Here is a 25,001-nt window from a genome sequence, read left to right on the forward strand (position 1 = left end):
GACCTTGACGCGCGAAAAATGGAAACCGGAACCCTTCGGGCAAATTATTTTGGCGGGGCGCCTGCCGGCGCATCGACCAGCACCAGGTACGGGGTGACGGTGCGCACGCGCAGCGCCGGGAAGCTGTTCAGCAGCAGGTGCAGGGCGCGGCCGGTGTCGTCCAGCGGCAGCACGGCGGAGACGTTGATGGCGGCGATCTGTTCGCGGTTGTAGCGGATCATGCCGGGCCGGTGGCGCGCCAGCTCGTCCAGCACCTCGGCCAGCGGACGGTTGCGCACCACCAGCTGGTGGTTCTTCCAGGCGTCGTCCACGCTGCCGGGATCGATGGCGGTGGCCGTGCCCACGGCACTGTGGCCGATGCGCACGCGCTGGCCGGCCGTCACCTGCTGCGCGTCGCTGTTGCCGGCGGCGATCTGGCCGGCGCTGAGCACTGCCGTCCCCGATTCCAGCATGGTCAGCTCGGTGCCGCCGCTGCCGTTCGTCCTGCGCACGGTAAAGCGCGTGCCCAGCGCGCGGATGCTGCCTTCGGCCGTGCGGACCACGAAGGGCCGGGCCGGGTCGCGCGCCACGTCCACCAGGATTTCGCCCTGCAGCAGTTCCACCGTGCGCTGGCTGGCGTCGAAATGCAGGCGCACGGCGCTGCCGCTGTTGAGCGTCACGGCGCTGCCGTCGGCCAGCGTGGTGCGGCGCCATTCTCCGGCGCCGCTGCGCAGGTCGGCCAGCAGCGCTTGCGGCCCGTAGCCCTGCATGCCCAGCCAGGCCGCGGCCAGCGCGGGGAGGGCGATGGCCAGCGCGGCGGAGATGCGGAGCACTTGCCGCACTTGCCGTGACTGGCGGGCATGGCGGCCTTGCGGGACCGGCGGGGCGTGGTCCGCCTTGGGATTCGAGGCTATGCCGTCCGCGCCTATGCCGGAGCCCGCGCCGCCGGCTGGCGCGATGGCCGCGCGCAAGGCGGCGCGCGCAGGCTGCGTGGGCAGCACGCCGAGCAAACCTTCCAGGCGCGCGGCGGCGGCGGCGTGCTGCGGGTCGGCCCGCTTCCAGGCGTCGAAACCCGCCCGCGCGCAGGCGCGGTCAACGGCGTCGTCCGCGCTCAGCGCCACGATCCAGGCGGCCGCCTGGCCGGCAACGCTGCCGCTCATGCCTGCGCCAGCTCGTCGCAGCGCAGCAGCGCCTGGACCAGGTATTTCTGCACCATGCGGGTGGACACGCCCAGCTGAGCCGCAATGGCGGCGTGCGTCATGCCGTCCAGGTAGTGCAGCACAAAGGCCTCGCGCGGCTTGTCGGCCAGCCCCGCCAGCGCGGCCGCGATGCGCTCCAGCGCCTGCACCGCCTGCATGATCTCCTCGGGCGACGGGTAGCTGGGCATGTGCCCTGCCAGCAGCGCCAGTTCGGCCATATAAGCCTGGTCTATGGTCTGGCGCCGGCTGCGGTCGATCAGCAGGCGCTTGGCGGTGGTGGTCAGATAGGCGCGCGGCTCGAGCACGCCAGCCAGCGTTTTGTTGGCCGCCACGATGCGCAGAAAGGTATCCTGCGCCACGTCCGCCGCGTTCTCCGCGCAACCCAGCTTGCGGCGCAGCCAGCCGTACAGCCAGCCATGATGGGCGCTATAGAGCGCGCTCATTTCCTGCTGCAATGGCGTGGTGGCGAAGGTCATGGAGTCAAATGCAAATAAGAACTATTCTCATTCTATGCCATTTGTGACTTTGTTTGCAACCGCTGGGCGGGGGCGGGCGCGGAAGCGTTGTCATACAACTGCTATAATCAAGGCTGACCACCAATCCGCCCAGCCATGAACGACATCGCCGCCGCCACCGCCCTGCAGCCTCCCAAGAAGCGCCACCGCAACCTCGCGCAGGGCGTGGTGGAGAGCATTACCGCCAGCATCACGGGCGGGCAGCTCAAGCCGGGCGACAAATTGCCGACCGAGTCCGTCATCATGGAGATGCACGGCGTGAGCCGCACCGTGGTGCGCGAAGCGATCTCGCATCTGCAGGCCGCCGGCCTGGTGCAGACCAAGCACGGTATCGGCACCTTCGTGCTGGAGCCGCAGCCGGCTGCGCTGCGCATCTCGCCGGACACCGTGCGCACCATCGGCGACGTGCTGGCCATCCTCGAGCTGCGCATCAGCCTGGAAACCGAAGCGGCCTGGCTGGCCGCCGCCCGCCGCAGCGAGGCGCAGCTGGCCGCCATGGGCGAGGCGCTGCAGCGCATCCTGGACGGCGGCTCGGTGGAGGCGGACGTGCAGTTCCACCTGCTGATCGCGCAAGCGACCAACAACCGCTATTTCGTCGACATCCTGACCGACCTGGGCACCACCATCATCCCGCGCGCGCGCGTCAATTCGGCCCAGCTGGCGCACGACGACCCGGCCCACTACCTGGAACGCGTGAACCGCGAGCACGAGAACATCTACAACGCCATTGCGCGCCAGGACCAGGAAGGAGCGCGCGCCGCCATGCGTACGCACCTGAGCAATAGCCGCGAACGCCTGCGGCGCGCCCAGCAGGAAGTCAGCCCTGTCAATGTTTCCTAAAGGATAAAGACTAAAAAGCCACACCAAAACGCTTGCCCGACTTCGATTATAGTTGTACGATGTCATACAACAAGTCGGCGCTGTGCCGCTTTTAGTCCACACTGGAGAAGACATGCAACCTAATGACCTTAAAACCATCCTCTCGTCCGGCCTGCTGTCCTTCCCGGTCACCGACTTCGACGCACAGGGCAACTTCCGCGCCGACACCTACGCCAAGCGCCTGGAATGGCTGGCACCGTACGGCGCCAGCGCGCTGTTCGCCGCCGGCGGCACCGGCGAGTTCTTCTCGCTGACCCCGAACGAATACACCGGCGTCATCAAGACCGCCGTCGACACCTGCAAAGGCAAAGTGCCTATCCTGGCCGGCGCCGGCGGCTCCACCCGCGCCGCCATTGGCTACGCGCAGGAAGCCGAGCGCCTGGGCGCGCAAGGCGTGCTGCTGCTGCCGCACTACCTGACCGAAGCGAGCCAGGACGGCCTGATGCGCCACGTGGAAGAAGTGTGCGCCTCGGTGGACTTCGGCGTAGTGGTCTACAATCGCAACGTGTGCCGCCTGAACGCCGACTCGCTGGAAAAGCTGGCCGACCGCTGCCCTAACCTGATCGGCTTCAAGGACGGCCTGGGCGACATCGAACTGATGATGCAAATCTGGCGCCGCATGGGCGACCGCTTCAGCTACCTGGGCGGCCTGCCGACCGCGGAAGTCTACGCCGCTGCCTACAAGGCGCTGGGCGTGCCGGTGTACTCGTCGGCCGTGTTCAACTTCATGCCGAAGCTGGCCATGGACTTCTACCACGCTGTCGCCAACGACGATCACGCTGCGCAGAACAAGATGCTGGACGAGTTCTTCCTGCCATACCTGGAGATCCGCAACCGCAAATCGGGCTACGCAGTCTCGATCGTCAAGGCCGGCGCCAAGATCGCAGGTTACGACGCCGGTCCGGTGCGCGCACCGCTGACCGATCTGACCGAAGAAGAATGTGCAATGCTGGAAAAACTGATGCGCGCACAGGGCGCGCAATAATCTAAGGAGTAGTTATGCAAATATCCGGTGAAATGATTATCGGCCGTAACGTGGTACGCGGCCAGGAAGGCACGGTCAAGGCGATCGACCCTTCCCGCAACGAGCAAATCGAGCCGGCCTTCGGGCTGGGTGGCGAAGCCGAGCTGCAGCAGGCTTGCGCGCTGGCCGAACAGGCGTTCGACCGTTATCGTGAAACCGGATTGGAGCAGCGCGCCCGCTTCCTGGAAACCATCGCCGACCGCATCATGGACATCGGTCCTGCGCTGATCGAACGCGCGATGCAGGAAACCGGCCTGCCGCAAGCCCGCCTGGAAGGCGAGCGCGGCCGCACCTGCAACCAGCTGCGCCTGTTCGCCAAGGTCGTGCGCGACGGCCGCTTCCTGTCCGCCACGCTGGACTCGAAGCTGCCGGAGCGCACCCCGCCGCGCTCGGACATCCGCCTGCGCAAGATTGGCCTGGGCCCGGTCGCCGTGTTCGGCGCCAGCAACTTCCCGCTGGCCTTCTCGGTGGCCGGCGGCGACACCGCCTCCGCACTGGCGGCCGGCTGCCCCGTGGTAGTCAAGGCGCACTCGGCGCACCTGGGCACCTCCGAACTGGTGGCCCGCGCCGTGCAGAAAGCGGCCATCGAATGCGACATGCCTGAAGGCGTGTTCTCGATGCTGATCGGCTCCGGCCAGAGCGTCGGCCAGAACCTGGTCGCGCACCGCGCCATCAAGGCGGTCGGCTTCACCGGTTCCCGCGCCGGCGGCACCTCGCTGATGCGCACCGCCGCGGCGCGCCACGAGCCGATTCCAGTCTATGCTGAAATGAGCAGTATCAACCCGGTGTTCCTGCTGGCAGGCGCACTGGAAAACACCAAGCTGCCGCAAGCCTTCGTCGATTCGCTCACGCTGGGCGCTGGCCAGTTCTGCACCAACCCTGGCCTGCTGATCGGCGTGGACGGTCCGTTGCTGCAAGCCTTCACCGAAGGCGTGGCCACCGCGCTGTCCGCCAAGGCGCAGCAAACCATGCTGACCCCGGGCATCCACCAGGCTTACTCGTCGGGCGTGGCCAAGCTGGCCGCGATTCCCGGCGTGAAGCTGGTCGGCCAGGGCCAGAGCGGCGCGCTGCCGTGCGGCGCGCAGGCTGCGCTGTATGAAGTGGCTGCCGAGACCTTCCTGTCGAACCCTGATCTGGAAGGCGAAATCTTCGGACCTGCCTCGCTGCTGATCCGCTGCCGCAATGAAGACGAAGTGGTGCGCGTGGCAGAACACCTGGAAGGCCAGCTGACCGCAGCCGTGCACGCCACCGCCGCCGACCTGGCCTTTGCCAAGCGCCTGCTGCCTACGCTGGAGCGCAAGGCCGGCCGCGTGCTGTTCAACGGCTTCGGCACCGGCGTGGAAGTGTCGCACGCCATGGTGCATGGCGGCCCGTTCCCGTCCACCTCGGACAGCCGCAGCACCTCCGTTGGCGCCTCCGCCATCGACCGTTTCCTGCGTCCGGTGAGCTACCAGGACGTGCCGGCCGAACTGCTGGCTGCCGAGCTGGCCGACGGCAATCCGCTGGCCATCCCGCGCGTGGAAAACGGCGACCTGGTATGGAACGCGTAAGCGATATCCAATGCAAGGTAGGTGAAAGCCCGGTCTGGGATGCGCACAGCGCGGCCTGGTACTGGGTGGACATCGTCGGCAAGCGCGTGTGGCGTCTGGACGGCGCAGGCGGCGGCAGTGGCGCGCTGCGCAGCTGGACCACCTCCGAGATGGTGGCGTGCATCGCGCCCAAGGAAAGCGGCGGGCTGATAGCGGGCATGGAAACAGGCCTGTTCAGCCTTGAGCTGGGCGAGGGCGAGCAGGCCGGAGAAACCCGGCTGGCGCGTCCCGCCACGCTGGGTGAAGGCATGCGCTGCAACGACGGCCGCACCGACCGCCAGGGGCGTTTCTGGAGCGGCACCATGTTCATGGACATGTCGGCCGCGCGCGCCATCGGCCAGTTGTACAGCTACAGCGCGGAGCAAGGCCTGTCGGCGCCGGTGGTGTCGGAGCTGGTGACGCAGAACGGCCTGGCATGGTCGCCCGACGGGCGCACCATGTACCTGTCCGACTCGCACCCGAGCAGCCGCCTGATCTGGGCGTTCGACTACGACACCGCCAGCGGCGTGCCGTCGAACCGGCGCGTGTTCGCCGATCTGAACCAGCACGTGGGCCGTCCCGACGGCGCTGCGGTGGACGCCGAAGGCGGCTACTGGACCTGTGCCAACGACGCCGGTTGCCTGCTGCGCTTCACGCCGGACGGCAAGTTCGACCGCCGGGTCGACGTCCCGTTCGCCAAGCCCTCCATGTGTGCCTTTGGTGGCGCCGACATGGAAACGCTGCTGGTCACCTCCATCCCCTCTGGCAAGCCGGAAGACGTGGAATGGGGCGGCGCGGTGGTACTGCTGCGGCCCGGAATCAAAGGCGTCGTGGAAACACGGTTCAAAGGATAAACAGAAAGCGCCGAAACATCGGCGCTTTTTTTTTCGCTTCTTGCTTCAGAGTAGCAGCCTGAGCCGCATCCCCCCCAAATCGGGGTCTGACCCCGATTTGGGGGGGATGCGGCTCAGGCTGCTTGTAGGAGAGGCGGTAGGTTAGCCGGATAATTCCGAGTTGTGGACTTTGTCGCCGATGGTGACGTTGTTCAGCTTGAGGCCTTTGACGTTGTAGAGGAACCATGGCGCGTCGGGCGCGGCGGGGGTGCCGAAGTCGCTGTCGCTGATGGTGACGTTGGTGACCGGCACGATGGCCGGCATCGGGCCGCTGCCGTTGTAGTCGGAGGCGACCGGTCCCAATATCACCACGGCCTGGTAGCACGAGGCTTGCTTGCCGCCCTTGGTCATCACATTGCCCACCTTGACGTTCGAGATGTGGATGTTTTCCACCACCGGTGGACGGGTGCGCACCGTGTCGGCGATCGGCGCGTAGTCGCAGTCGAAGGTCACCACCGCGCCGGCCGCCGTGGCGACCGTGCGCGACTGGATCGGCGAACCCGGCAGCGAGGCGTAGAACGCCGGACTGGTCTGCACGCCGTTCGGGATGCTGATGTTGCGCACGTAGAAATTGCGCAGGTAGCCGCCGCGATTGAGGTTGGTCTTCAGGCGGATGGCGGTGTTGAGCGGGTTGGTCTTCCAGTGCGCGTTCTGGAACACCAGGTTTTGCGCGTAGACGTTCTGGATCCCGCCCGCCATTTCGCTGCCCAGCGTGACGGCGCCGTGCCCGCTGTGCATGATGCAGTCCTGGATCACGATGTTCTGCGATGGGCCGAATTGCGTGTCCTGGTTCTTGCCGGCCTTGATGGCGATGCAGTCGTCGCCGGCGTCGAAGGTGCAGCCTTCGATCAGCACGTGGTCGCACGCTTCCGGGTCGAAGCCGTCGCTGTTCGGGCCGTGGCTCACCGCGTGCACTTTGCGGATGACGATGTTGCGGCAGTGGACCGGGTGGTGCTGCCAGAACGGCGTGTGCTGCACCTGGTAGCCCTGCAGCAGCACGTTGGTGCAGCTGACGATGTGCACCATGGATGGACGCAGGTAGTGGCCCATGCCGAACACGCGCTTGGCCAGCGGCACACCCGCTTCGGACAGCGCCGGCAGGTACTGCTCGTCGGCGCGCCATTTTCCGCCCTCGCCCTGGATATGCAGGCGTTCTTCCTCGCTCAGCTTGGGCGCCACTTCGGCCAGCGAGGCAGGGTTGGCGGGGTTTTCGATATTGCCAGCCAGTTTGCCGGGGCCGAAGTTGGGCACCGAGTTTTCCGCCACCGAGTTCTTGGTGCGGGTCTTGCCTTTCCAGGTCCACCAGCAGTCGCCGTTGCTGTTGAAGGGCACGCCTCCTTGGCCGTCGATGATGCTGGTCCAGTCTTCGCCGGTGAGGGCGATGTTGTCCTGGCCGTAGGCGTAGATCGGCGAGGAGAAGTTCAGGCAGTCGTTGCTCTGCCAGCGCGAGATTACCAGCTTGCCGTTCTTGCCGCAGTCGAAGTCGCCGTACTTGGCGTAGTCGGACGGCTGGTTGCTGAAGTAGATGTGGGCGCCGGCTTTCAGGTGCACATTCACGTTCGACAGCAGTACGATGGGACCGGCACAGTACCAGCTGCCGGCCGGGATGACCACGCGGCCGCCGCCGGCCTTGTGGCAGGCGGCGATGGCGGCGGCGAAGGCGGCGTAGCAGTCTTTCGAACCGGGCGCCGGGGTGTTCATGTCGTCCTGTTCTTCGAACGATTTCCATGCCTTGACTTTGACCAGCTTGCAGGTGGCGGCGCCGTATCTGGTGACATCGAAGTCCTGCTTGCGGAACACCGGCGGCTTGGACAGGCGCTTGACGATGTCCGCCGCGCGTTCCCATGGGTCCACCGCGGTGGCGGCGCCGGCCAGTGCCGGTGCGCCGCCTGCCAGCGCGAGGCTGGTGGCGGAGGCGGCCTTCATGATGCTGCGGCGTTGCTGGTTGATGGTCTGGTTCATGCTATCTCCCTTACTCATAAATGTTGTTGTATTCCGCCAGGTAGCTGTCCGCAGGGACAGGCTGCCGGGTGTAGCCGAGCTCTTTCACAGGGTCGATGCCGGCCGCTCTCAGATTGGTCCAGTAGTCGTCCGAGTTGAACTGCGCGGGGCGGTAGGACAGGGTGCCGTTGCGGTTCCAATCGGACCACGGGGTGGTGCGGTTGATGTGCGCGCCGATGCGCGAATTGAGCACGGCCATCTTGCCGACGGTTTCCAGCACGGTGGGCGTGATGGTGCCGGCCGGTGACCGGAACTGGCTGGCCGCGCCCAGCACGCAGGCGTAGCCGGGCAGCGGCACCTTGCCGTAGGGCGTGCAGCGCGAATTGTGGAACCATTGGCGCGCGAGGTAGAACTTGCCGGCCAGCGCGAACGGCGAGCCGTCGTGCGTGAAGCGGCACTGGTCGAACACCAGGCCGTAGCGGGTCTTGTGGTTGGTGTTGGGTGCGCCGACGTAGGAGGTGCTGCGGTCGCCCAGCGATTTGATCTCGCTTTGCAGGAAGAAGGCGGTGCTGTCGCCGAAGATGAAGTCGACGTCGCCTTCGATGTAGGACTTGTTGAAGAAGCTGCGCACCGTCACGCGGGTGTCGGCGGCGCGCAGGAACAGCGTGTCCTGGAAGCCGATCAGGCGGATGTTCTCGAACTGTACCTTGTCGGCGCCTTCCACTTGCAGCGCCACGGCCTGGTGGTGCACCACGTTTTGCTGCGGATTGATATCGGTCTTTCCGCAGGGGCGCTCGCCGCATTCTTCGCGGGCGTTGCCGGTATCCTTGTTGTAGCCGTTTTCGATGGTGAGGTTGCGGGCCTGGAAGCCGTCGCTCTTGACCCACATGGTCATGGAGCCGAAGGTGCCGATGTTGCCGTTGCCTGCTGCCGCGCGTTCTTTCACCAGGGCGTGCATGGCTTGCACGGCCGGATCTGCGGCGGCGAATTGCGCGCCGAACTGGGCGGTGTAGCTGGCGCCGGTGGTTGCGGCGTCCAGCCTGGCGGTGATCTTCGTGGCGGCAGCGCTGGAGCCTTCGCCATACAGCGTGAGCGGCGTGGCGCTGGCCGGAACGTAGACCAGCTCCTGGTACACGCCGGGTCTGACCAGGATGTAGACGCGCTCGCGCTGGCCGGAAGCCGCGGCGCGGCTGACGGCGGCCTGCACGGTGTTGAAAGTCTTGACGCCGTCGGGCTTGGCGGCGGCGTCGACGACGTAGGTGGGTACAAATGAGGCGCCCTTGGCCAGCGGGTCGGCCAGCGGATCCCAGGGATCGGCGCGCTCGCTGCCGGCTGGGCCGGCGTATTTCAGCACCTCGCTGTAGCTGTAGTGCGCCGCCCGGGCGGCGCTCAGTTGCGGGCGGGCGGTGCCGGTGCTGGCCGTGGCGCGCGCGGCGGTGCTGCTGTCGGCGGCGGGGGCCTGGGCCTGGGCCGCCGGGGCGCCAGCCAGCGTGGCGGCCAGCGTGGCGGCCAGCATCGCCCGGCGCATCATTGCTGGCCCTCGGCGCGGAATTCGCGGGCGACTGCCGGGATGACGGCTTTCATCTCGTCCTCCACCATGCGCGCGAAGTAAGCTGCGCCCTTGGCGCCCAGGTGAGTGCGGTCGAAGGCGCTCTTGGGCGCACCTTGCGGCTCGGCGGCGGCAGCGGTGGTGGCGGCGGCCGCACCGGCGGCAGGCGCGGCGCCTGGCAGGATGGCCGGGGCCATGTAGTTGGCCGGACGCGGCACAACAGCCAGCGTGTCGGCTTCATCCTGGCCCATGGCTTGCACTGCGGCGTAGCTGCGGGCATTCAGGTCCAGCAGCGGCACGTTCTCCTGGGCCGCCACCTTGCGGATCACGTCCACCCACGGCTGCAGGGTGTTTTCCAATACCCCTTCCTTGAAGGTGCGCCGCGTCAAAGGGGTTACCAGCACCGGCACGCCGCCCAGCGCCTGCACTTCCTGCGCGTAACGGGCCATGTTGGCGGGGAATTCGGTGGCCAGGTCGGTCGAACGTCCGGGTTTGCCGGGCTGGTCGTTGTGGCCGAACTGGATCAGCACATAGGTGGCGCGATAGGCGGCCGAGCCGCGCAGCAGGCCTTGCACTTCATCCCAGCGGCCTTCGGCGCGGAAGCTGCCGGAACTGCGGCCGCCCCTGGCCAGGTTGATGCAGGTGTCGCTGCGGTTGATGCGCGCGCACAGTGCGTCGCCATAGCCGCTGCTGTTGGCCATGGTGGAGTCGCCCACCAGGATGAAACGCACGGGCTTGTTCTCGGCCGCCATCGCAACTGGCGCCGCCGCCCCAAGGGCGGCAGCGCTCAGCGCCAGGGCCGCTGCGGCCCTGGCGAAGTGGCGACGGGAACCAGTGTAGTGAATACCGGTCATCGTCTGTCTCCTGAAATTAGAAGTTGTAGGTGCCACGCAGGTTGAACGAACGGCCGATCGGGCTGGCCGCGCTGCTCAGGTAACCGTTGGAATAACCGCTGTGGTTCGTCACCGGTGGATTGGTGTCGAGCAGGTTGGTGATGCCGGCGGTGATCTGGATGTTCTTGAACCCTTTGTACGACGTGGTCAAGTTCCACACTTTATAGGATTCGATGTCGCGCCAGTACTGCTGCGCCACCAGATTCTGGTCTTCATAGCTGGAGTTGTAGTTCTGCGTCAGCTGTGCCGACCAGTCGCCCTTGCTCCAGCCCAGTTTAAGCGTGTGCTTCCAGCGGTAGGTGATGATGGGGAAGCTGCTGGTGGTGCCGTTGCTGGCCAGGCCGAAACGGCCCACGTTCGACACGAACGGGCTGTCTTTTTCCAGCTGGTTGTCGAACTGGGTCAGGTAGGTGCCGTCCAGCTGCACCTTGAAGTTGCCGTAGTCGTTGCGCGGGAAGTCGTACGTCGCCGACACGTCGATACCGGCCGCTTTCTGGCCGCCCAGGTTCATCGTCACGTTCTTGATGTAGTTGATGGTGCGGTCGGGATTGCGCACGATCAGCGCGTCGTACTTGACTGGATCGAGGAAGTAGACCTGCTCCGGCAGGTTGGCCAGCATGTCCTTCATGCGGATGTTCCAGTAGTCGAACGACAGCGTCAGCGACTTGACCGGTTCCACCACGAAGCCCAGCGTGTAACCGCGCGATTTTTCAGGCTGCAGGTCGGCGTTCGAGCCCACTTGCTTGGGCAGCGCCACGTTGCACACTTCGGACGCCACGAAGCCCGCCAGCGCGGTGCCGGTGCCGGCCACGCCTGGTTTGCCGCCCGGGCACAGCAGCGGGTCGTCCCACTTGGCGGAGGTCTTGCCGGTGGCGCCGGGCAGGCGGTAGCCGTAGGCGTCGAACAGGGTCGGCGCGCGGAAGCCGGTGTTGGCCGAGCCGCGGAACATCAGCTGTTTCGACGGCTCGTAGCGGAAGCTGGCTTTCGGGTTGAAGGTGTTGCCGAAGTCGCTGAAGTAGTCGTCGCGCACGGCCAGGTTGACGTTCAGTTTCTTGGTCAGCGGCACGTCCAGTTCGGCGAATGCCGCGTACACGTTGCGCGCGCCCTCGCCGTGGGAGGCGGTCGAGTTCAGGTAGGTCACCGAGTTCTGGATGGCCAGCTTGTCGTCGCGCGTGGTGTCGCGGTGGATGTCGGCGCCGATGGCCAGCGCCATCGAGCCGCCCGGCAGTTCCATCAGGGTGCGGCTGGCGTTCACGTCCACGCCGGTGAAGGTGGAACGCGAGTCGCGGTTCTTCTGGCCGTCCACCGAGATCGATTTCAGGTACGTCAGGCCGGCCTGGTCCTGCAGGCCGAACGGATTCAGGGCGCCGGATTTCAGGCCGTCCAGCAGGCCCTGGCCGGTGAAGAAGCCGTTGTCGTAGTAGTTCTCGCGGTCGCTCCAGCCGATCACCAGGCCGCTGCGCACATCCCACTCGCCGAAGCGGTTCTCGTCCGCCACGGCGATGCGCTGGTTGACCTGCTTGTCCTTTTGCACCGCCACGCCGTAGTCGGCCACGGCCCAGGTCACCGTCAGCGGCTCGCCTTTCAGTCCGGCCACCGCAGGCACGCCGCCGGCGCCGCCCGGATACCATTTGCTCGTGGAAGGCAGGATGGCGTTGACGCCGTTGACCGCCACCGCGTTGGTGGGGTTGCGCGCCGAGCGGATGAATTCCTGGCCGCGCATGTAGTCGATGCTCAGCGTGTGGTCTTCGTTGAAGCGCCTGGTGCCGCGCGCGTAGAAGGTGATCTGCTCGTTCTCGTGCAGCGCGGTGCCGTATTCCTGGTTGTTCAGGATGCAGGTGTTCTTGCCGCCGATGATGGAGTAGGGCGCCACGCAGCCGGACGCGAAGTACGGGTTTTGCGCGGTCTTGTTGGTGGCGGTGGTGAAGTTGGCGGGCATGGCGTTGCCGCCGCTGCCCAGGGTCGGCGCGCGGCCGATGCTGGTCAGCAGTTCGGCCGAGCTCAGGTCGGCGCGGTCGCGCTGCGCCAGGCGGCTGCGGCGGTGCGCGTCCACGGTGGCGTAGACGTTCCAGCCGTCCTTGGCCAGGCTGCCTTTGCCGACGGTGAGCGTGAGGCGCTGCTCGTCGCCGCCGCCGTCTTTCTCGGGCTGGATGTATTGCGCGGTGACCGAGGCGCCCTCGAAGTCGCGCTTGGTGATGAAGTTGACCACGCCGCCGATGGCGTCCGAGCCGTAGATGGAGGAGGCGCCGTCGCGCAGCACTTCCACGCGCGACAGGGCGCTCATGGGGATCACGTCCAGGTTGGCGTAGCCGTCGGAGATGGCTTCGTTGGCCAGGCGGCGGCCGTTCAGCAGCACCAGGGTGCGGTTTACGCCCAGGCCGCGCAGGTTGATATTGGTGCCCGAGCCGGCGTTCGACGGCGCCAGCGATGCCGATTGCGGCAATGCCATCATCACGTCGGCCAGGGTGGTCATGCCGCGTTCCGCGAATTCTTCAGCCTTGATGGTCGATACCGGCAACGCCGCTTCCGTGGCCAGGCGCTTGATGCTGGAACCGGTGACTTCCACGCGTTGCATTTCCTGCGCGGTGGCGCTGTTCATCAGCGTCAGCACGGCCAGGGCGATGGACGAGAGCAGCAGGCGCGGCTGCGCTTTGTCGATTGTGTTCATGAAGCTTTGTCTCCTGATAATTCAAATGAAGGTATGCGGTGGAGCACCTCGCGTACTCCGTGCCGCTGCGAGGAGGGCTGCGCGGCGAGGCGCAACCGAGCTCGCAGGCGGTTGATAACTGTATTTGTGGGGGCGCCACCCTCTGCGGGGCGTCTGTGCGGGCCATGCGTGCGTGCTGACTTTCCGGACCTACCCCCTCGAGAAGGTGCGGGTCACGCGCTCGAGGTGCGAGCGCATGGCTTTCCTGGCGCCGGCGGCATCGCCGGCGGCGATCGCTTCCAGGATGCGGCGGTGGTCTTTCAGCGTTTCCTGCCGCAGTTCTTCGGTCTGGAAATGCTCTTTCAGCTTGTGCCACAGGCGGCCGCGCTGGTTCCACAGGTAGTCCAGGCCGCCCACCAGGGCGCTGTTGCCGGTGGCGCGCGCAATGGCCAGGTGGAAGGCGCGGTCGGCCAGTTCGTTGCTGGCCTTGTTGGCGTGGCTGGCTTCCATCTGTTCCACCGCCTTCAGGATCGCGTCGACGTCGGCCGGGGTGGCCACGCGCGCGGCGATGGCGGCAATTTCGGCCTCGATCATGCGGCGCGCGGCCAGCACTTCGAACGGTCCCGGGCCGCCTTCCGGCAGCGTCACCTCAGCCTCGGGCGGCTCGCTCACGTACACGCCGGAACCGCCGCGCACTTCGATCACGCCGCCCAGGTCGAGCGCGATCAGCGCTTCGCGCAGCGAGGCCCGGCTGACATTGAGTTTGGTGGCCAGGTCGCGCTCGGACGGCAGGCGCTGGCCGGCGGCGATGCCCTCGCTGGCGATCAGTTGCTGGATGCGGTCCGCCACAACCCGGTACAGGCGCGGCTCGTGGCTGGCAGCTTCCGGCGTCAAGGCGGTTTTTTTCTGGATCAAGGTGTGTCCCGCTGTGTTCGTTTGGTCAGACCATTCTAAGGTGGTCTGACCAAATAATCAATCTGGACTAGCCAAATTTTTTTTTCTCTGCCATACTGAATTGGACAGCAGGTAACCAACAAGGACGTAGAAATGACGACAGAGCCGAGCGCGAACAGCCCGCGCTACATCCTCATGCATGAGAACGACAATGTAGCGATTGTCGTCAACGACGGCGGCTTGCCGGCAGGCGCGGTGTTCCCGGACGGGCTGACGCTGCGCGAGGCCGTGCCGCAGGGGCACAAAGTGGCGCTGCGCGCCTTCGCCAAGGGCGACCCGATTATCCGGTACAACGTAACTATCGGTTTTGCTGCCCTGGATATCGAAGCGGGCAGCTGGATCGCTGAAGCGCAGGTCGAAATGCCGGCCGCGCGCGAGCTGACCGGCTTGCCGATCGCCACCGTGAAGCCGCCGCCGCAGGAGCCGCTGGAGGGCTTTACCTTCCAGGGCTACCGCAATCCGGACGGCAGCGTGGGCACGCGCAACATCCTGGCCATCACCACCACTGTGCAGTGCGTGGCGGGCGTGGTGGAGCACGCGGTGCGCCGCATCAAGGCCGAGCTGCTGCCGAAATACCCGAACGTGGACGACGTGGTGGGCCTGGAGCATACCTATGGCTGCGGCGTGGCGATCGACGCCCCCAACGCCAACGTGCCGATCCGCACGCTGCGCAATATCAGCCTGAATCCGAACTTCGGCGGTCAGGCCATGGTGGTCAGCCTGGGCTGCGAGAAGCTGCAGCCGGCGCGCCTGTTCCCGAAAGGCTCGATCCCGATCCAGAACGCCGGCGGCGCCGAACCGGCGCAGGTGTGCCTGCAGGACCAGGGCCACGTCGGCTTCCAGTCGATGATAGCCTCCATCATGAACACCGCGGACGCGCAGCTGCAGGTGCTGGACAAGCGCCGCCGCGAAACCGTGCCGGCGTCGGAACTGGTGGTCGGCGTGCAGTGCGGCGGCAGCGATGCCTTCTCCGGCGTGACTGCGAATCCGGCGGTCGGATTCGCCACCGACCTGCTGGTACGCGCCGGCGCCACCGTGATGTTCTCGGAAGTGACCGAAGTGCGCGACGGTATCGACCAGCTGACTTCGCGCGCCGTCAACGAGGAAGTGGCGGCGGCGATGATCCGCGAGATGGACTGGTACGACCAGTACCTGAAGCGGGGCGGCGTCGACCGTAGCGCAAATACCACACCGGGCAACAAGAAGGGCGGCTTGTCCAACATCGTTGAAAAAGCCATGGGCTCCATCGTCAAGAGCGGCAGCGCGCCGATCTCCGGCGTGCTGGCGCCGGGCGAGAAGCTCAAGCAGAAAGGCCTGATCTACGCGGCCACGCCGGCCAGCGATTTCATCTGCGGCACGCTGCAACTGGCCGCCGGCATGAACCTGCACATTTTCACCACCGGCCGCGGCACGCCGTACGGCCTGGCCGAGGTCCCGGTGATCAAGGTCGCCACCCGCAACGAGCTGGCCGCGCGCTGGCACGACCTGATGGACGTGAACGCCGGCCGCATCGCCAGCGGCGACGCCTCCATTGCGGACGTGGGCTGGGAAATGTTCCACCTGATGCTGGAAGTGGCCAGCGGCCGCAAGACCTGGGCCGAGCAGTGGAAGCTGCATAACGCTTTAGTGCTGTTCAATCCTGCACCGGTGACCTGATTTTGCTAGTATCATAGTAATCATACGACATCGTACAACTGCAAGGAACGGACTTTACATGAGCAAACCATTCAAACGCATCCTGCTGACCGGCGCCGCCGGCGGCCTGGGCAAAATCCTGCGCGACCGCATCAAGCCATGGGCCGACGTGGTGCGCCTGAGCGACATCGGCGACATGGGCGAAGCGCGCGAGGGCGAGGAAATCGTCCGCTGCGACCTGTCCGACAAGCCGTCCGTGCTGACGCTGCTGGAAGGCGTGGACGCGGTGCTGCATTTCGGCGGCATCTCCACCGAGAGCAATTTCGAAGCCATCATGGCGGCCAACATCCAGGGCACCTACAACCTGTATGAAGCGGCGCACAAGGCCGGCACCCGCCGCATCATCTTCGCCAGCTCCAACCACACCATCGGCTACCACAAGGTGACCGAGGTGCTGGACGCCGACAGCCCGACCCGCCCGGACAGCATGTACGGCATCAGCAAGGTGTTCGGCGAGCAGCTGGCGCGCTACTACTTTGACCGCACCGGCATTGAAACCGTGTGCCTGCGCATCGGTTCTTCCTTCCCCGAGCCGAAGAACCCGCGCATGATGCGCACCTGGCTGAGCTACGACGACCTGGTGGAAGCGCTGCGCTGCTCGCTGATGGCGCCGCGCGTCGGCCACGCCATCCTGTACGGCCAGTCGAACAATGAAGCCGTATGGTGGGACAACAGCAAGGCGGCCTTTATCGGTTTCAAGCCAAAGGACAGCTCGGAGCAGTTCAAGCACCTGTTCCCGGACACCGGCGTGTATCCGGACAAGGACGATGTGGCCACCACCTACCAGGGCGGCGGCTTCCTCAACGACGGTCCGCAGTACATCTGACGCAGCAGCTCTGACCTACAGCGCCGCCTGCACGCCCAGCACCATGGCGTTGTAGGCGGCGTGCACCAGCATCGGCGCCAGCAGCGACTTGCTGCGTTCGTACGCCCACGCGGTACACAATCCCAGCACGAATACCGGCACCATCGCCAGCGGCGGGTGCACGATGGCGAACAGCGCCGCGCTGCCCAGGGCAGCCGGCAGCGCGCCGGCCATGCGGCGCAGGCCACCGAAGATCAATCCCCTGAAGATGAATTCCTCGAACAGCGGCGCGGCCAGCACGGTCAGCGGCAGCAGCAGGCGCAGGGTGGCGCTGGACGGCGCGTGCCGTGGCCACCAGGGCGTGTCGCGCAGCAGCCACAGGTAAGCGGCGCCAAAGGCGCAGGCGGCTGCGGCCCCTGCCAGGCTGGCGGTGGCCGCATGGCCGGCGGCGCTTGCCATGCCCTGGTGGTGGCGTGCGTTCAGCACTGCCGGGACGCCGGTGGTCTGGTGGCGCCAGTACAGGTAGCGCATCAGCAGGTACACGATGGCGCCGGCGCAGGCGAAGGCGAGTACGCCGCTTTGCAGGCCGCCGCCGCTGCCACCAAGGCTGCCACCAAGGCTGCCGCCGCGCAGCACCAACCCGATCACCAGCTGCAGCACGAAGAACAGCGTGGCGGCGATCAGGCCGTCCGACAGGGCCACCCGCGCGGGCGGCGCAGCGGCCGGGTCGAGCAGGTAGGGCAGTTCGTCGCGCGCTTTCTGCCACAAGGCCAGCGCGAGCGAGGCGGTCAGGATCATGATGGCGACCGTCTGCAGCCAGGTGCTGGCGTACAGGCCGAAGATGTAGAGGCTGGACAGCATCATGTACAGGTAGGCGTAGGTGGGCCGCACGCGCGCCTGGGTTTCCTGGGCATGCGGGTCGCTGGCGAATACGCCCAGCGAGACGGCGATCAGCGCATACACCGGGATACCGGCCATGACGACCGCCACCCACCACAGCAGCCGCCAGTTGAAGTCCGGCGTGAAATACAGGCCGGTGGCGAAGATCAGCAGCGGATACAGCGCGGCCAGCGCGGTCCACAGCTGGGCTTTTTCCTTGAGCATGCTGTCGATCCGGCGCGGGAAGGTGTACAGCATCCACAGCGCGTTGCCCTCGTTGTTGATGGCCTGGAAAGCGGACAGCAGCAGCACGTAGCTGCCGATACCGAAGGCGATCACTGCCATCAGCTGCTGGTTCTGGCCGAGCAGGGTGATGCTCGACAGCTGGCCGCTGACCAGCAGCTGGCTGACAATGATGACCACCGGGATCAGCAGGCTTTGGGCCAGGAAGTTGCGGTCGCGGCCCAGCAGCATCAGTTCGCGCCGCTGCAGGATGGTGCCGATGCGCCAGCGGGAAGCGGGGGAGGGCGCTGGTGCATTGGCATCGGCACCGGCTGTGGCGGCATCTGTGCCGGCGCTTCGCGCGGCGCTCGGTGCATCGGCGGCGGCCGCGCGGGCTTGCGCGCGGCGGCTGGCTGTGGCGCCGGCAGTCGCGGCTTCGCGCGCGCCGCTGGCGACCACGCCGTGGCGCAGCTGGCGGCGCAGCAGCGCCATGCCCGCCATCAGCAGCAACGCCGTCTGCGCCAGCAGCAGCGCTGCGGCCTGCCCGGCGCCGGCGGCGCTGGGCGCGGTCAGCGCCTGGACCGCAAGGCCGGGCGGCGTCCACAATGACCACGCCGGGAAGCTGCGCGCCCAGTCCACCGTGAAGGAATTGTTGGACCACATGGAATACGAAATCCCCACGTACATCAGCGGCATGCTGAGGATGGAGGCCAGCGCCTGCAGGTTGCGCAGCTGCGAGGCCGGCAGCGACAGGCGCAGGCCCGTGTCGGCCAGCGTGCGCATCATCGCCGCCAGCATCAGCAGCGGCAGCGCCATGGCTGCACCCAGCAGCGGCGATGCCCAGCCGTAATTGCCGTACCAGGCCAGCACCACGCACAGCGGCCCGAGCGCCAGCACGCCGACGGGGTTGGCGATACTGCGCTCCAGCACCCTGGCCCACAGCAGCGTGCCGCGCCGGATGGGCAGCGTTACCAGCCATTCCAGGTCCCAGTCCTGCTGCGCCAGTTCTCGGCTGCCCAGCGGCATGAGGAAACCCACGAGCCACATCAGCAGCACCATCAGCGTCATGGCGGCGGCCAGCGCGGGGCTGAAGTGCGCGGCGTGTAGACCGTCGGCTGCGGCCTCGACCATGCTCTCCACCGAGTGCGCCCTGGCCATGGCGGCGCAGGTGGCGGGCGTGTCGATCTTGCAGTGCAGGTTCAGCACCGAGCTGCGGGCGATGTGGGTAAAGCTGAACAGCATGCCCATCCCTACCAGCAAGGCCAGCAGCCAGCGGCTGCTGCGCTTGCCCTGCGATGCGCTGCGGCTCTTGCTGTTGGCGGCTTTGCCGAAGCGTAGCGCGCCAGTCATGTTGATCAGCCGCAGCAGGCGCAGCCGGGCCAGCAGCCAGATGGCGCTGGCGGAGGAGCGCACCGGCGCGGTCATGCGGGCTCGCCGGCTTCGTCGGTAATCTTGAGGAAGACTTCTTCCAGCGAGCTGTCGGCCGAAGCGGCGCCGCGCAGCTCGTCGAGCGTGCCGCTGGCCACCAGCGCGCCGCGATGGATGATGCCGACGCGGCTGCACATGCGCTCGGCCATATCCAGCAAATGGGTGGAGACGAAGATGGTAGTGCCTTGCGCGGCGGCCGCCAGCAGGCGCTCCTGCACATCGCGCGCGGCGCGCGGATCGAGGCCGTTGATCGGCTCGTCCAGCACCAGCACTTTCGGGTTGTGCACCAGCGCGCAGGCCAGGCCGAGCTTCTTCTTCATGCCCAGCGAATAGTTCACCGCGAATTCCTCGGTGGCGTCCTCCAGCCCCAGTTCGCGCAGCAGGCGGTGCGCGCGGCCGGCCGCTTCTGAGCGGGAGTAGCCGTGCATCTCGGCCACGAATTGCAGGATCTCGCGGCCGCGCAGGTAATCGTAGAAAATCGGCGTGTCGGGCAGGTAGCCGACATGGCGCTTGACCTCCGCCGCATCGGCATGGCAATCAAGGCCGTTCACCAGCACCCGGCCGGCGCTGGGCACCAGTATGCCCATCAGCATGCGGATGGTGGTGGTCTTGCCCGCGCCGTTGGGGCCCAGGAAGCCGAACACCTCGCCGCGCGCCACTGTCAGCGACAGCGGCTTGACGGCTTCAAAGCCGCCGTAGGACTTCGACAGTTCCTGGAACGCGATCATTGGCCGCCCAGCGCCATGCCGAAGCGTTCGGTGCGCGGCATCCAGTTGCCGACGATGTCGGCCGATACCAGCACGCGTTCGGCGCGGCCGATCAGCATTTCGCGCGGCACCAGGCCAATGTAGCGCGAGTCCTTGCTGTTGTTGCGGTTATCGCCCAGCATCAGGTAGCTGTCGGCAGGGATGGTCATGGGGCCGAAGTCGCGCATGCTGCTGGTCACTTGCGGCAGCAGCTGGATGCGGCGTTCGCTGGCGCCGGATTTCTCGGTCAGCTGCAGCGCCTGCAGCTTGCCGACATGCTCGATCGCCTCCACGGCTTCGGCCGGCATGCTGTAGCCTGCGGCCTGGCCGTTGATGATGAGCTGGTCCTTCTTCATGGCGATGGTGTCGCCGGGCAGGCCGATGACGCGCTTGATCAGGCGGGTCTTGTCCAGCGGCGAGGAGAAGGTGACAATGTCGCCGCGCCGCGGCTCGCCCAGGTGTGCCACTACCACGTCCGTCAGCGGCACCTTCAGGTCGAACGCGAGGCGGTTGACGAACACCACGTCGCCTTCCAGCAGGTTGGGGTGCATGGATCCGGAGGGGATGGGGTTCCAGTCCGCGACGGCGGTGCGGAACAGGCCAAACAGCATCAGGAAGGCGATGAAGCCCTTGTTCGCGCGCAGCCAGCTTTTCATCTTTGTTCTCCGGAGTGGTTAAGTTGACATCACATCATCCGACGGGAATCTTAAACCTCGCTTAGACCAAAGGCGGCCAGCATCTGCCGCTGTCCCTTGGGCGGCACGGCCAGCGCGCGGCTGTCCAGGTCTTGCGCTACCCAGCCCTTCTTGAGCGCCAGCTGCAGCAGTGCCGCGCCCAGCGCGCCGCCCACGTGGGGCTTGCGTTCGCTCCAGTCCAGGCACGGGCAGGCGAAGCGGCGGCGCAGCTTGCGCAGCGCGGCGGTGTCGATGCCGAGGGCGCGCACGCCTTGCTCGCCGGCCGGCGTGAGCTGGTACTCGTTGCCGACGTTGCCATCGCCGGCTTCGGTGAGCCAGCCTTGCGCTGTCATGTGGTCGTGCAGGCGTACCGCCACCGTGCCGGCCATGTGATCGTAGCAGGTGCGGGCGTTGCGCAGGCGGTCCGGCGTGTTGGGCTTGAAGGCGGGGCGCGGCAGGCCGGCCACCACCAGCAGCGCTTCCAGTGCGGCGGCAACGTTGGCGTCCGCCAACTGGTAGTAGCGGTGCTTGCCTTGCGCGAGCAGTTGCACCAGCTGTTCCTCCTTCAGGCGCGCCAGGTGGGCGCTGGCGGTGGATGGGCTGACTTCGGCCACCACCGACAGCTCGGTGCTGGTGCGGGCGTGGCCGTCCAGCAGGCAGCACAGCATGCGCGCGCGCGCCGGCTCGGCGATGGCGCCGGCGATACGGGCGAGGTGGTTGTCTGCATTCATGGTTCGGTCCTGGGCGAAGTGTGGTGGCGTCTTTTTCAGGATACTGCACTGCATCGACATTTGCAAAAGGGGGAAACATGGACGCTATCGCAGCGGTAACGCACGCCGATCCGTATCCGTATTACGCTGAGCTGGCCGCGCGGCAGGGGCTGTTTTTCGACGCGCGTTTGAAGCTGTGGATCGCTGCCGGCGCGGCCGACGTCGGCGCGGTGCTGGCGCACGCGGCGTTGCGCGCGCGGCCGGTGGCCGAGCCGGTGCCGGCGGCCATCGCGGGAGGCGGTGCGGGGCAGGTGTTCGGTGCGCTGGTGCGCATGAACGATGGCGAGCGCCATGCGGCGCCGAAGGTGGTCTTGCAGCGCGCGCTGGCGGGGCTGGACTTGGCTGCTGTCGGCACCCGTGCGGGCGAGTTGGCGCGTGGGCTGGTCGATGCGGAGCGCATTGCCGCAGCCGTGGGGGCGGACCTGGGTGCGCTTGCAATAGCAGGCGCAGGCGCAGCAGCCGTTGCTGGCGCTGGTGCGCGGCAAGCGCTTGGACCGGCGGCGCTGTCGGCGTGGATGTTTGCGGCGCCGGTGCAGACCGTCGCCAGCCTGCTTGGCTTCCGGGACGCCCAGCTGCCGCAGGTGGCGGCGTGGATGGGCCAGTTCGTGGCTTGCCTGTCGCCGCTCAGCAGCGCGGAGCAGATCGCTGCAGCGCACGGCGCGGCGCTGGCGCTGCTGGGCAGCTTCAAGGCCATGTTGCAGTCGTCGGCGCCGCCGGAAGGCTGCCTGCTCGCGGCAGTGCTGAGCGAAGCCGATGCGGCGGGATGGAACAATGCCAACGCCATCCTGGCGAACCTGGTGGGCCTGCTGTCGCAAACCTGCGAGGCGACGGCTGGGCTGATCGGCAACAGCATCGTGGCGCTGATGCGCGAACCGGCCAAGGCCGCGCTGCCTGCCGCTGCGCTGGTGGCCCGCGTGATGCGCGACGACCCGCCAATCCAGAACACGCGCCGCTTTGCCGCGCAGCACGTCAGCATAGGCGGCGCGCGCATCGAAGCGGGGCAAGCGATACTGGTGCTGCTGGCCGCAGCGTCGCGGCAAAGTATGCAGCAGAACATGCAGCAAGGACGGCAGGACGGCCATGCCTTTGGCTACGGCCAGGGCGCGCACGCTTGTCCCGGCCAGGTGCTGTCGCAAACCATTGCCGCCGCCGCGCTGGAGGCGCTGCTGCAAGCAGGCCCGTTGGCGCCCATGGCATGGCGTTACCGGCCTTCGGTGAACGCCCGCATTCCCGAATTCATTGAAGCAGAGGAGACCGCATGATCGCCGTGATATTCGAAGTCTGGCCCAGGGCCGAACACAAGCAGGAATACCTTGACATCGCCGCCAGCCTGCGCCCGCTGCTGGAGCAGGTGGACGGCTTCATCTCAATCGAGCGCTTCCAGAGCTTGAGTGAGCCGGGCAAGCTGCTGTCGCTGTCGTTCTTCCGTGACCAGGCGGCGATAGCGCAATGGCGCCAGCTGGAAGCGCACCGCGCCGCGCAGTCGGCGGGACGCGCAGGCATCTTTGAAGACTACCGCCTGCGCATCGCCGCCGTGGCGCGCGACTACGGCATGAACGAACGCGCGCAGGCGCCTGCGGACAGCCGCAGCCGCCACGCCTGAAGCCGCGCCGGCGCGCGCGGCGCGCACTTAATACTTCCAGGTCAGCGTGGCGCTCGCGTTGCGCGGCGCCGCGTAGTAGCCCTGGCTCCAGTACAGGCTGGTCAGGTACTTCTTGTCCGCCACGTTGGCAACGTTCAGGCGCAGGCTGAGCTGGTTGCTCAATTCGTACTGCGCCATCAGCCCCAGCACGGCATAGCCGCCCTGGCGGATCACGATGGCGTCCGCCTCGTCGCGGTGGGTGCCGTCCTGCCAGCTGGCGGTGGCGCCCACTTTCAACGCCGGCAGCGCCGGCACCTGGTACGTGGCGGACATGCGCAGGGTGCGGCGCGGCAGGTAGGTTTTGGCCGCCTTGCCGGCCGCATCCTCGATCGACATCACCGTGAAGCCGGCGGTCGCCTGCAGGCCGCGCGCCAGTTCGCCGGACAGGTCGAATTCCACGCCCTGCGATTCGGCGTCCACCCCACGGTGGTAAGCCTTCGGACCGACGTAGCCGGCCTGCTCGGCGGTATTCTGCTGCCTGGTCTTGAAGACCGAAGCGGCGGCGCTCAGGCGTTTGTCGAACCATTCGCTCTTCAAACCCAGTTCCGCCGTCTTGCCGCGCATCGGGTCCAGGGTCTGGCCGTCGATATCGGTCTCGCTTTGTGGATTGAAAATCTCCGTGTAGCTGCCGTAGGCCGACAGATTGGGCGTCAGGTCCACCACCAGGCCCGCGTAGGGCGTGCTCTTGCTGGCCGATTTGAAGCGGCTAAGGCCGTAGGCGGTGCCCGCGCTGTCGGCCTTGGTGCGGCTGATGCCGCCCACCAGCTTCACATTGTCGGCCAGGTTGAAGCGCGCCGCCATGAACACGCCCTTGCGCTTGTCCTGGTACGAGCTGCCGTCGATGGCGGCGTCCCACGACGGTTCGGGATAGGCGCCGTGCCAGTCCGGCAGCGCGGGCAATGCCGTGCCGATGCCTTGGCCGTAGTGCGAGATGTCGTCGATGCTGGACTTGGACCAGTTGCCGCCGACACTCAGCTCGTGCTGGCGGCCGCCGAGACTGAACTGGCCGCCGGCGCTGGCGTTGAGCAGGGTCTGCTTGTTGTCCGAATCGTACAGCGAGGGATAGGCGTACAGGCCGAGGCCGGTGCCGCGCTCGGGCAGGCCGTACACGTAGAACAGTTTGCCGCGCTGGATGGCGGTGTTGCGCGACAGCGTGGCCTGCGCGTGCCAGCCGTTGCCGAACTGGTGCACCAGTTCGGCGAAGCTGCGCTTGTCGCCGGTCTTGTTGCGCGCCCAGCTGGTGGAAGTGCTGGTGCCGCTGCCGAAGTCTACCGGGGTGCCGTCGCTGTAGGTCAGCGGCAGCGCGCCCCACAGGCCGCCGCGTGTTTTCTGGCGCTGGTCCGTGTGGCCGGCAGTGAGCGTGGTGCCGGACGCGAGGCGCGCTTCCACGATCGCGTACAGCACATTGCGGTCCTTGCTGTAGCGGTCCAGGTAGGAGTCGCCCTCGTCGTGCACGGCGATCACGCGCGCGGTCACGGTGCCGGCCGCGTTGAGCGCACCGGACAGGTCGCCCTGCACGCGGCGCTGATTCCACGAGCCGATGGTGGCCGAGGCCGACGCCTGCGTGCTGGCGGTGGGGCGCTTGCGGATGAAGTTGACCGTGGCGGACGGGTTGCCGGTGCCGGACATCAGGCCGTTGGCGCCGCGCACGATGTCGATGCGCTCGTACAGCGCGGTGTCGATGTCGCCGCCCACGTTGCCGAACACGAAGGGGACGCCGACGCCGTCGTACTGGAAATTGGTGATGTCGAAGCCGCGCGCGGTGTAGTAGGTGCGGTCGGTTTCGATCTTCTCCACCGTGACGCCGGGGGTGTTTTGCAGCACGTCGCTGATGGTGTTGAGCTGGAAGTCGTCCATGCGCGCGCGCGTGACTACCGACACCGATTGCGGGGTGTCGCGCAGCGACAGCTCAAGGCCGGTGGAGGACGCGCTCTTGCGGGCGGCATAGCTGTCACTGCTGTCGCTGTCGCCCTTGATGACGACGGTCGGCATGATGGCCTCGTCGGCGGCCTGGGCGTGCAGGCAGGTGAGGGCGGCGGCGATGGCGAGGCAGTGCAGGCGTGGAACGGACATGGCTTCTTTCTATAAATGCAAATGAT

General features: G+C 66.8%; 20 protein-coding genes. 8 read left to right on the top strand and 12 right to left on the bottom strand.

Features of this window, described 5'->3' with window-relative positions; translation table 11 throughout:
- Window positions 1-44: 44 nt before the first annotated feature.
- A complete protein-coding gene (locus ASD15_RS03320) occupies window positions 45-1,139 on the bottom strand; it encodes a FecR domain-containing protein (RefSeq protein ID WP_057153293.1) in 1,095 nt (364 codons plus the stop codon).
- A complete protein-coding gene (locus tag ASD15_RS03325; RefSeq protein WP_057153294.1) occupies window positions 1,136-1,654 on the bottom strand; it encodes a sigma-70 family RNA polymerase sigma factor in 519 nt (172 codons plus the stop codon). The genes ASD15_RS03320 and ASD15_RS03325 overlap by 4 nt, the downstream gene beginning before the upstream one ends.
- A gap of 135 nt (window positions 1,655-1,789) precedes the next feature.
- Between ASD15_RS03325 and ASD15_RS03330 the strand changes: the two genes are divergently transcribed.
- The 4 genes from ASD15_RS03330 to ASD15_RS03345 all read left to right on the top strand — a co-directional run bounded on the left by ASD15_RS03330 (window position 1,790) and on the right by ASD15_RS03345 (window position 6,018).
- On the top strand, window positions 1,790-2,533 hold the full coding sequence (locus ASD15_RS03330) for a FadR/GntR family transcriptional regulator (protein ID WP_057153295.1): 744 nt from the start codon (window positions 1,790-1,792) through the stop codon (window positions 2,531-2,533).
- A gap of 112 nt (window positions 2,534-2,645) precedes the next feature.
- Complete coding sequence (gene kdgD / locus ASD15_RS03335) at window positions 2,646-3,557, top strand: 5-dehydro-4-deoxyglucarate dehydratase (protein ID WP_057153296.1); 912 nt, start codon at window positions 2,646-2,648, stop codon at window positions 3,555-3,557.
- A 14-nt stretch (window positions 3,558-3,571) separates the two neighbouring features.
- Window positions 3,572-5,146: an aldehyde dehydrogenase (NADP(+)) gene (locus ASD15_RS03340; RefSeq protein WP_057153297.1), complete on the top strand. Its 1,575-nt coding sequence runs from the start codon at window positions 3,572-3,574 to the stop codon at window positions 5,144-5,146.
- Entirely contained in the window at window positions 5,134-6,018 is an 885-nt protein-coding gene (locus tag ASD15_RS03345; protein WP_057153298.1) for an SMP-30/gluconolactonase/LRE family protein, read from the top strand. The genes ASD15_RS03340 and ASD15_RS03345 overlap by 13 nt, the downstream gene beginning before the upstream one ends.
- A gap of 141 nt (window positions 6,019-6,159) precedes the next feature.
- Here ASD15_RS03345 and ASD15_RS03350 read toward each other — a convergent pair whose 3' ends face one another.
- The 5 genes from ASD15_RS03350 to ASD15_RS03370 all read right to left on the bottom strand — a co-directional run bounded on the left by ASD15_RS03350 (window position 6,160) and on the right by ASD15_RS03370 (window position 14,002).
- Entirely contained in the window at window positions 6,160-8,019 is a 1,860-nt protein-coding gene (locus ASD15_RS03350) for a glycoside hydrolase family 28 protein (protein ID WP_157200796.1), read from the bottom strand.
- Window positions 8,020-8,029: 10 nt separating this feature from the next.
- Entirely contained in the window at window positions 8,030-9,529 is a 1,500-nt protein-coding gene (locus ASD15_RS03355) for a pectinesterase family protein (protein ID WP_082551512.1), read from the bottom strand.
- The gene (locus ASD15_RS03360) at window positions 9,526-10,401 is read right to left on the bottom strand and encodes a rhamnogalacturonan acetylesterase (protein WP_057153301.1); all 876 of its coding nucleotides are present in this window, start codon (window positions 10,399-10,401) and stop codon (window positions 9,526-9,528) included. The genes ASD15_RS03355 and ASD15_RS03360 overlap by 4 nt, the downstream gene beginning before the upstream one ends.
- Before the next feature lie 16 nt (window positions 10,402-10,417).
- On the bottom strand, window positions 10,418-13,108 hold the full coding sequence (locus ASD15_RS03365) for a TonB-dependent receptor (protein WP_057153302.1): 2,691 nt from the start codon (window positions 13,106-13,108) through the stop codon (window positions 10,418-10,420).
- Between the two features lie 189 nt (window positions 13,109-13,297).
- Window positions 13,298-14,002 (bottom strand): FadR/GntR family transcriptional regulator, encoded by a 705-nt coding sequence (locus ASD15_RS03370; RefSeq protein ID WP_057153303.1) that lies wholly within the window; start codon window positions 14,000-14,002, stop codon window positions 13,298-13,300.
- Window positions 14,003-14,134: 132 nt separating this feature from the next.
- Between ASD15_RS03370 and garD the strand changes: the two genes are divergently transcribed.
- A complete protein-coding gene (gene garD, locus ASD15_RS03375; protein WP_057153304.1) occupies window positions 14,135-15,697 on the top strand; it encodes a galactarate dehydratase in 1,563 nt (520 codons plus the stop codon).
- A gap of 58 nt (window positions 15,698-15,755) precedes the next feature.
- The gene (locus ASD15_RS03380) at window positions 15,756-16,562 is read left to right on the top strand and encodes an NAD(P)-dependent oxidoreductase (protein WP_056398725.1); all 807 of its coding nucleotides are present in this window, start codon (window positions 15,756-15,758) and stop codon (window positions 16,560-16,562) included.
- Between the two features lie 15 nt (window positions 16,563-16,577).
- On the opposite strand, the gene ASD15_RS03385 is transcribed toward ASD15_RS03380, so the two are convergent.
- The 4 genes from ASD15_RS03385 to ASD15_RS03400 are packed head-to-tail and all read right to left on the bottom strand — an operon-like array spanning window position 16,578 to window position 21,221.
- Window positions 16,578-19,067, bottom strand: coding sequence for a CPBP family intramembrane glutamic endopeptidase (locus ASD15_RS03385; RefSeq protein ID WP_057153305.1), 2,490 nt, complete (start codon window positions 19,065-19,067; stop codon window positions 16,578-16,580).
- Window positions 19,064-19,798, bottom strand: a complete 735-nt coding sequence (locus ASD15_RS03390) for an ABC transporter ATP-binding protein (protein WP_057153306.1) — start codon at window positions 19,796-19,798, stop codon at window positions 19,064-19,066. Before ASD15_RS03390 ends, ASD15_RS03385 begins: the two co-directional genes overlap by 4 nt.
- Complete coding sequence (gene lepB, locus ASD15_RS03395) at window positions 19,795-20,472, bottom strand: signal peptidase I (protein WP_057153307.1); 678 nt, start codon at window positions 20,470-20,472, stop codon at window positions 19,795-19,797. The genes ASD15_RS03390 and lepB overlap by 4 nt, the downstream gene beginning before the upstream one ends.
- Before the next feature lie 50 nt (window positions 20,473-20,522).
- Window positions 20,523-21,221, bottom strand: a complete 699-nt coding sequence (locus ASD15_RS03400; protein ID WP_057153308.1) for a helix-turn-helix transcriptional regulator — start codon at window positions 21,219-21,221, stop codon at window positions 20,523-20,525.
- A 77-nt stretch (window positions 21,222-21,298) separates the two neighbouring features.
- Between ASD15_RS03400 and ASD15_RS03405 the strand changes: the two genes are divergently transcribed.
- Both ASD15_RS03405 and ASD15_RS03410 read left to right on the top strand, forming a co-directional pair.
- Window positions 21,299-22,522: a hypothetical protein gene (locus ASD15_RS03405; protein WP_057153309.1), complete on the top strand. Its 1,224-nt coding sequence runs from the start codon at window positions 21,299-21,301 to the stop codon at window positions 22,520-22,522.
- Window positions 22,519-22,863, top strand: coding sequence for an antibiotic biosynthesis monooxygenase (locus ASD15_RS03410; RefSeq protein ID WP_057153310.1), 345 nt, complete (start codon window positions 22,519-22,521; stop codon window positions 22,861-22,863). Before ASD15_RS03405 ends, ASD15_RS03410 begins: the two co-directional genes overlap by 4 nt.
- Before the next feature lie 27 nt (window positions 22,864-22,890).
- Here ASD15_RS03410 and ASD15_RS03415 read toward each other — a convergent pair whose 3' ends face one another.
- Window positions 22,891-24,975 carry a TonB-dependent siderophore receptor gene (locus tag ASD15_RS03415; RefSeq protein WP_057153311.1) on the bottom strand — a complete coding sequence of 695 codons (2,085 nt, stop codon included), beginning with the start codon at window positions 24,973-24,975 and terminating at the stop codon, window positions 22,891-22,893.
- Window positions 24,976-25,001: the final 26 nt, after the last annotated feature.

The sequence above is a fragment of the Massilia sp. Root351 genome (genome assembly GCF_001425045.1).
GTDB lineage: Bacteria > Pseudomonadota > Gammaproteobacteria > Burkholderiales > Burkholderiaceae_D > Rugamonas.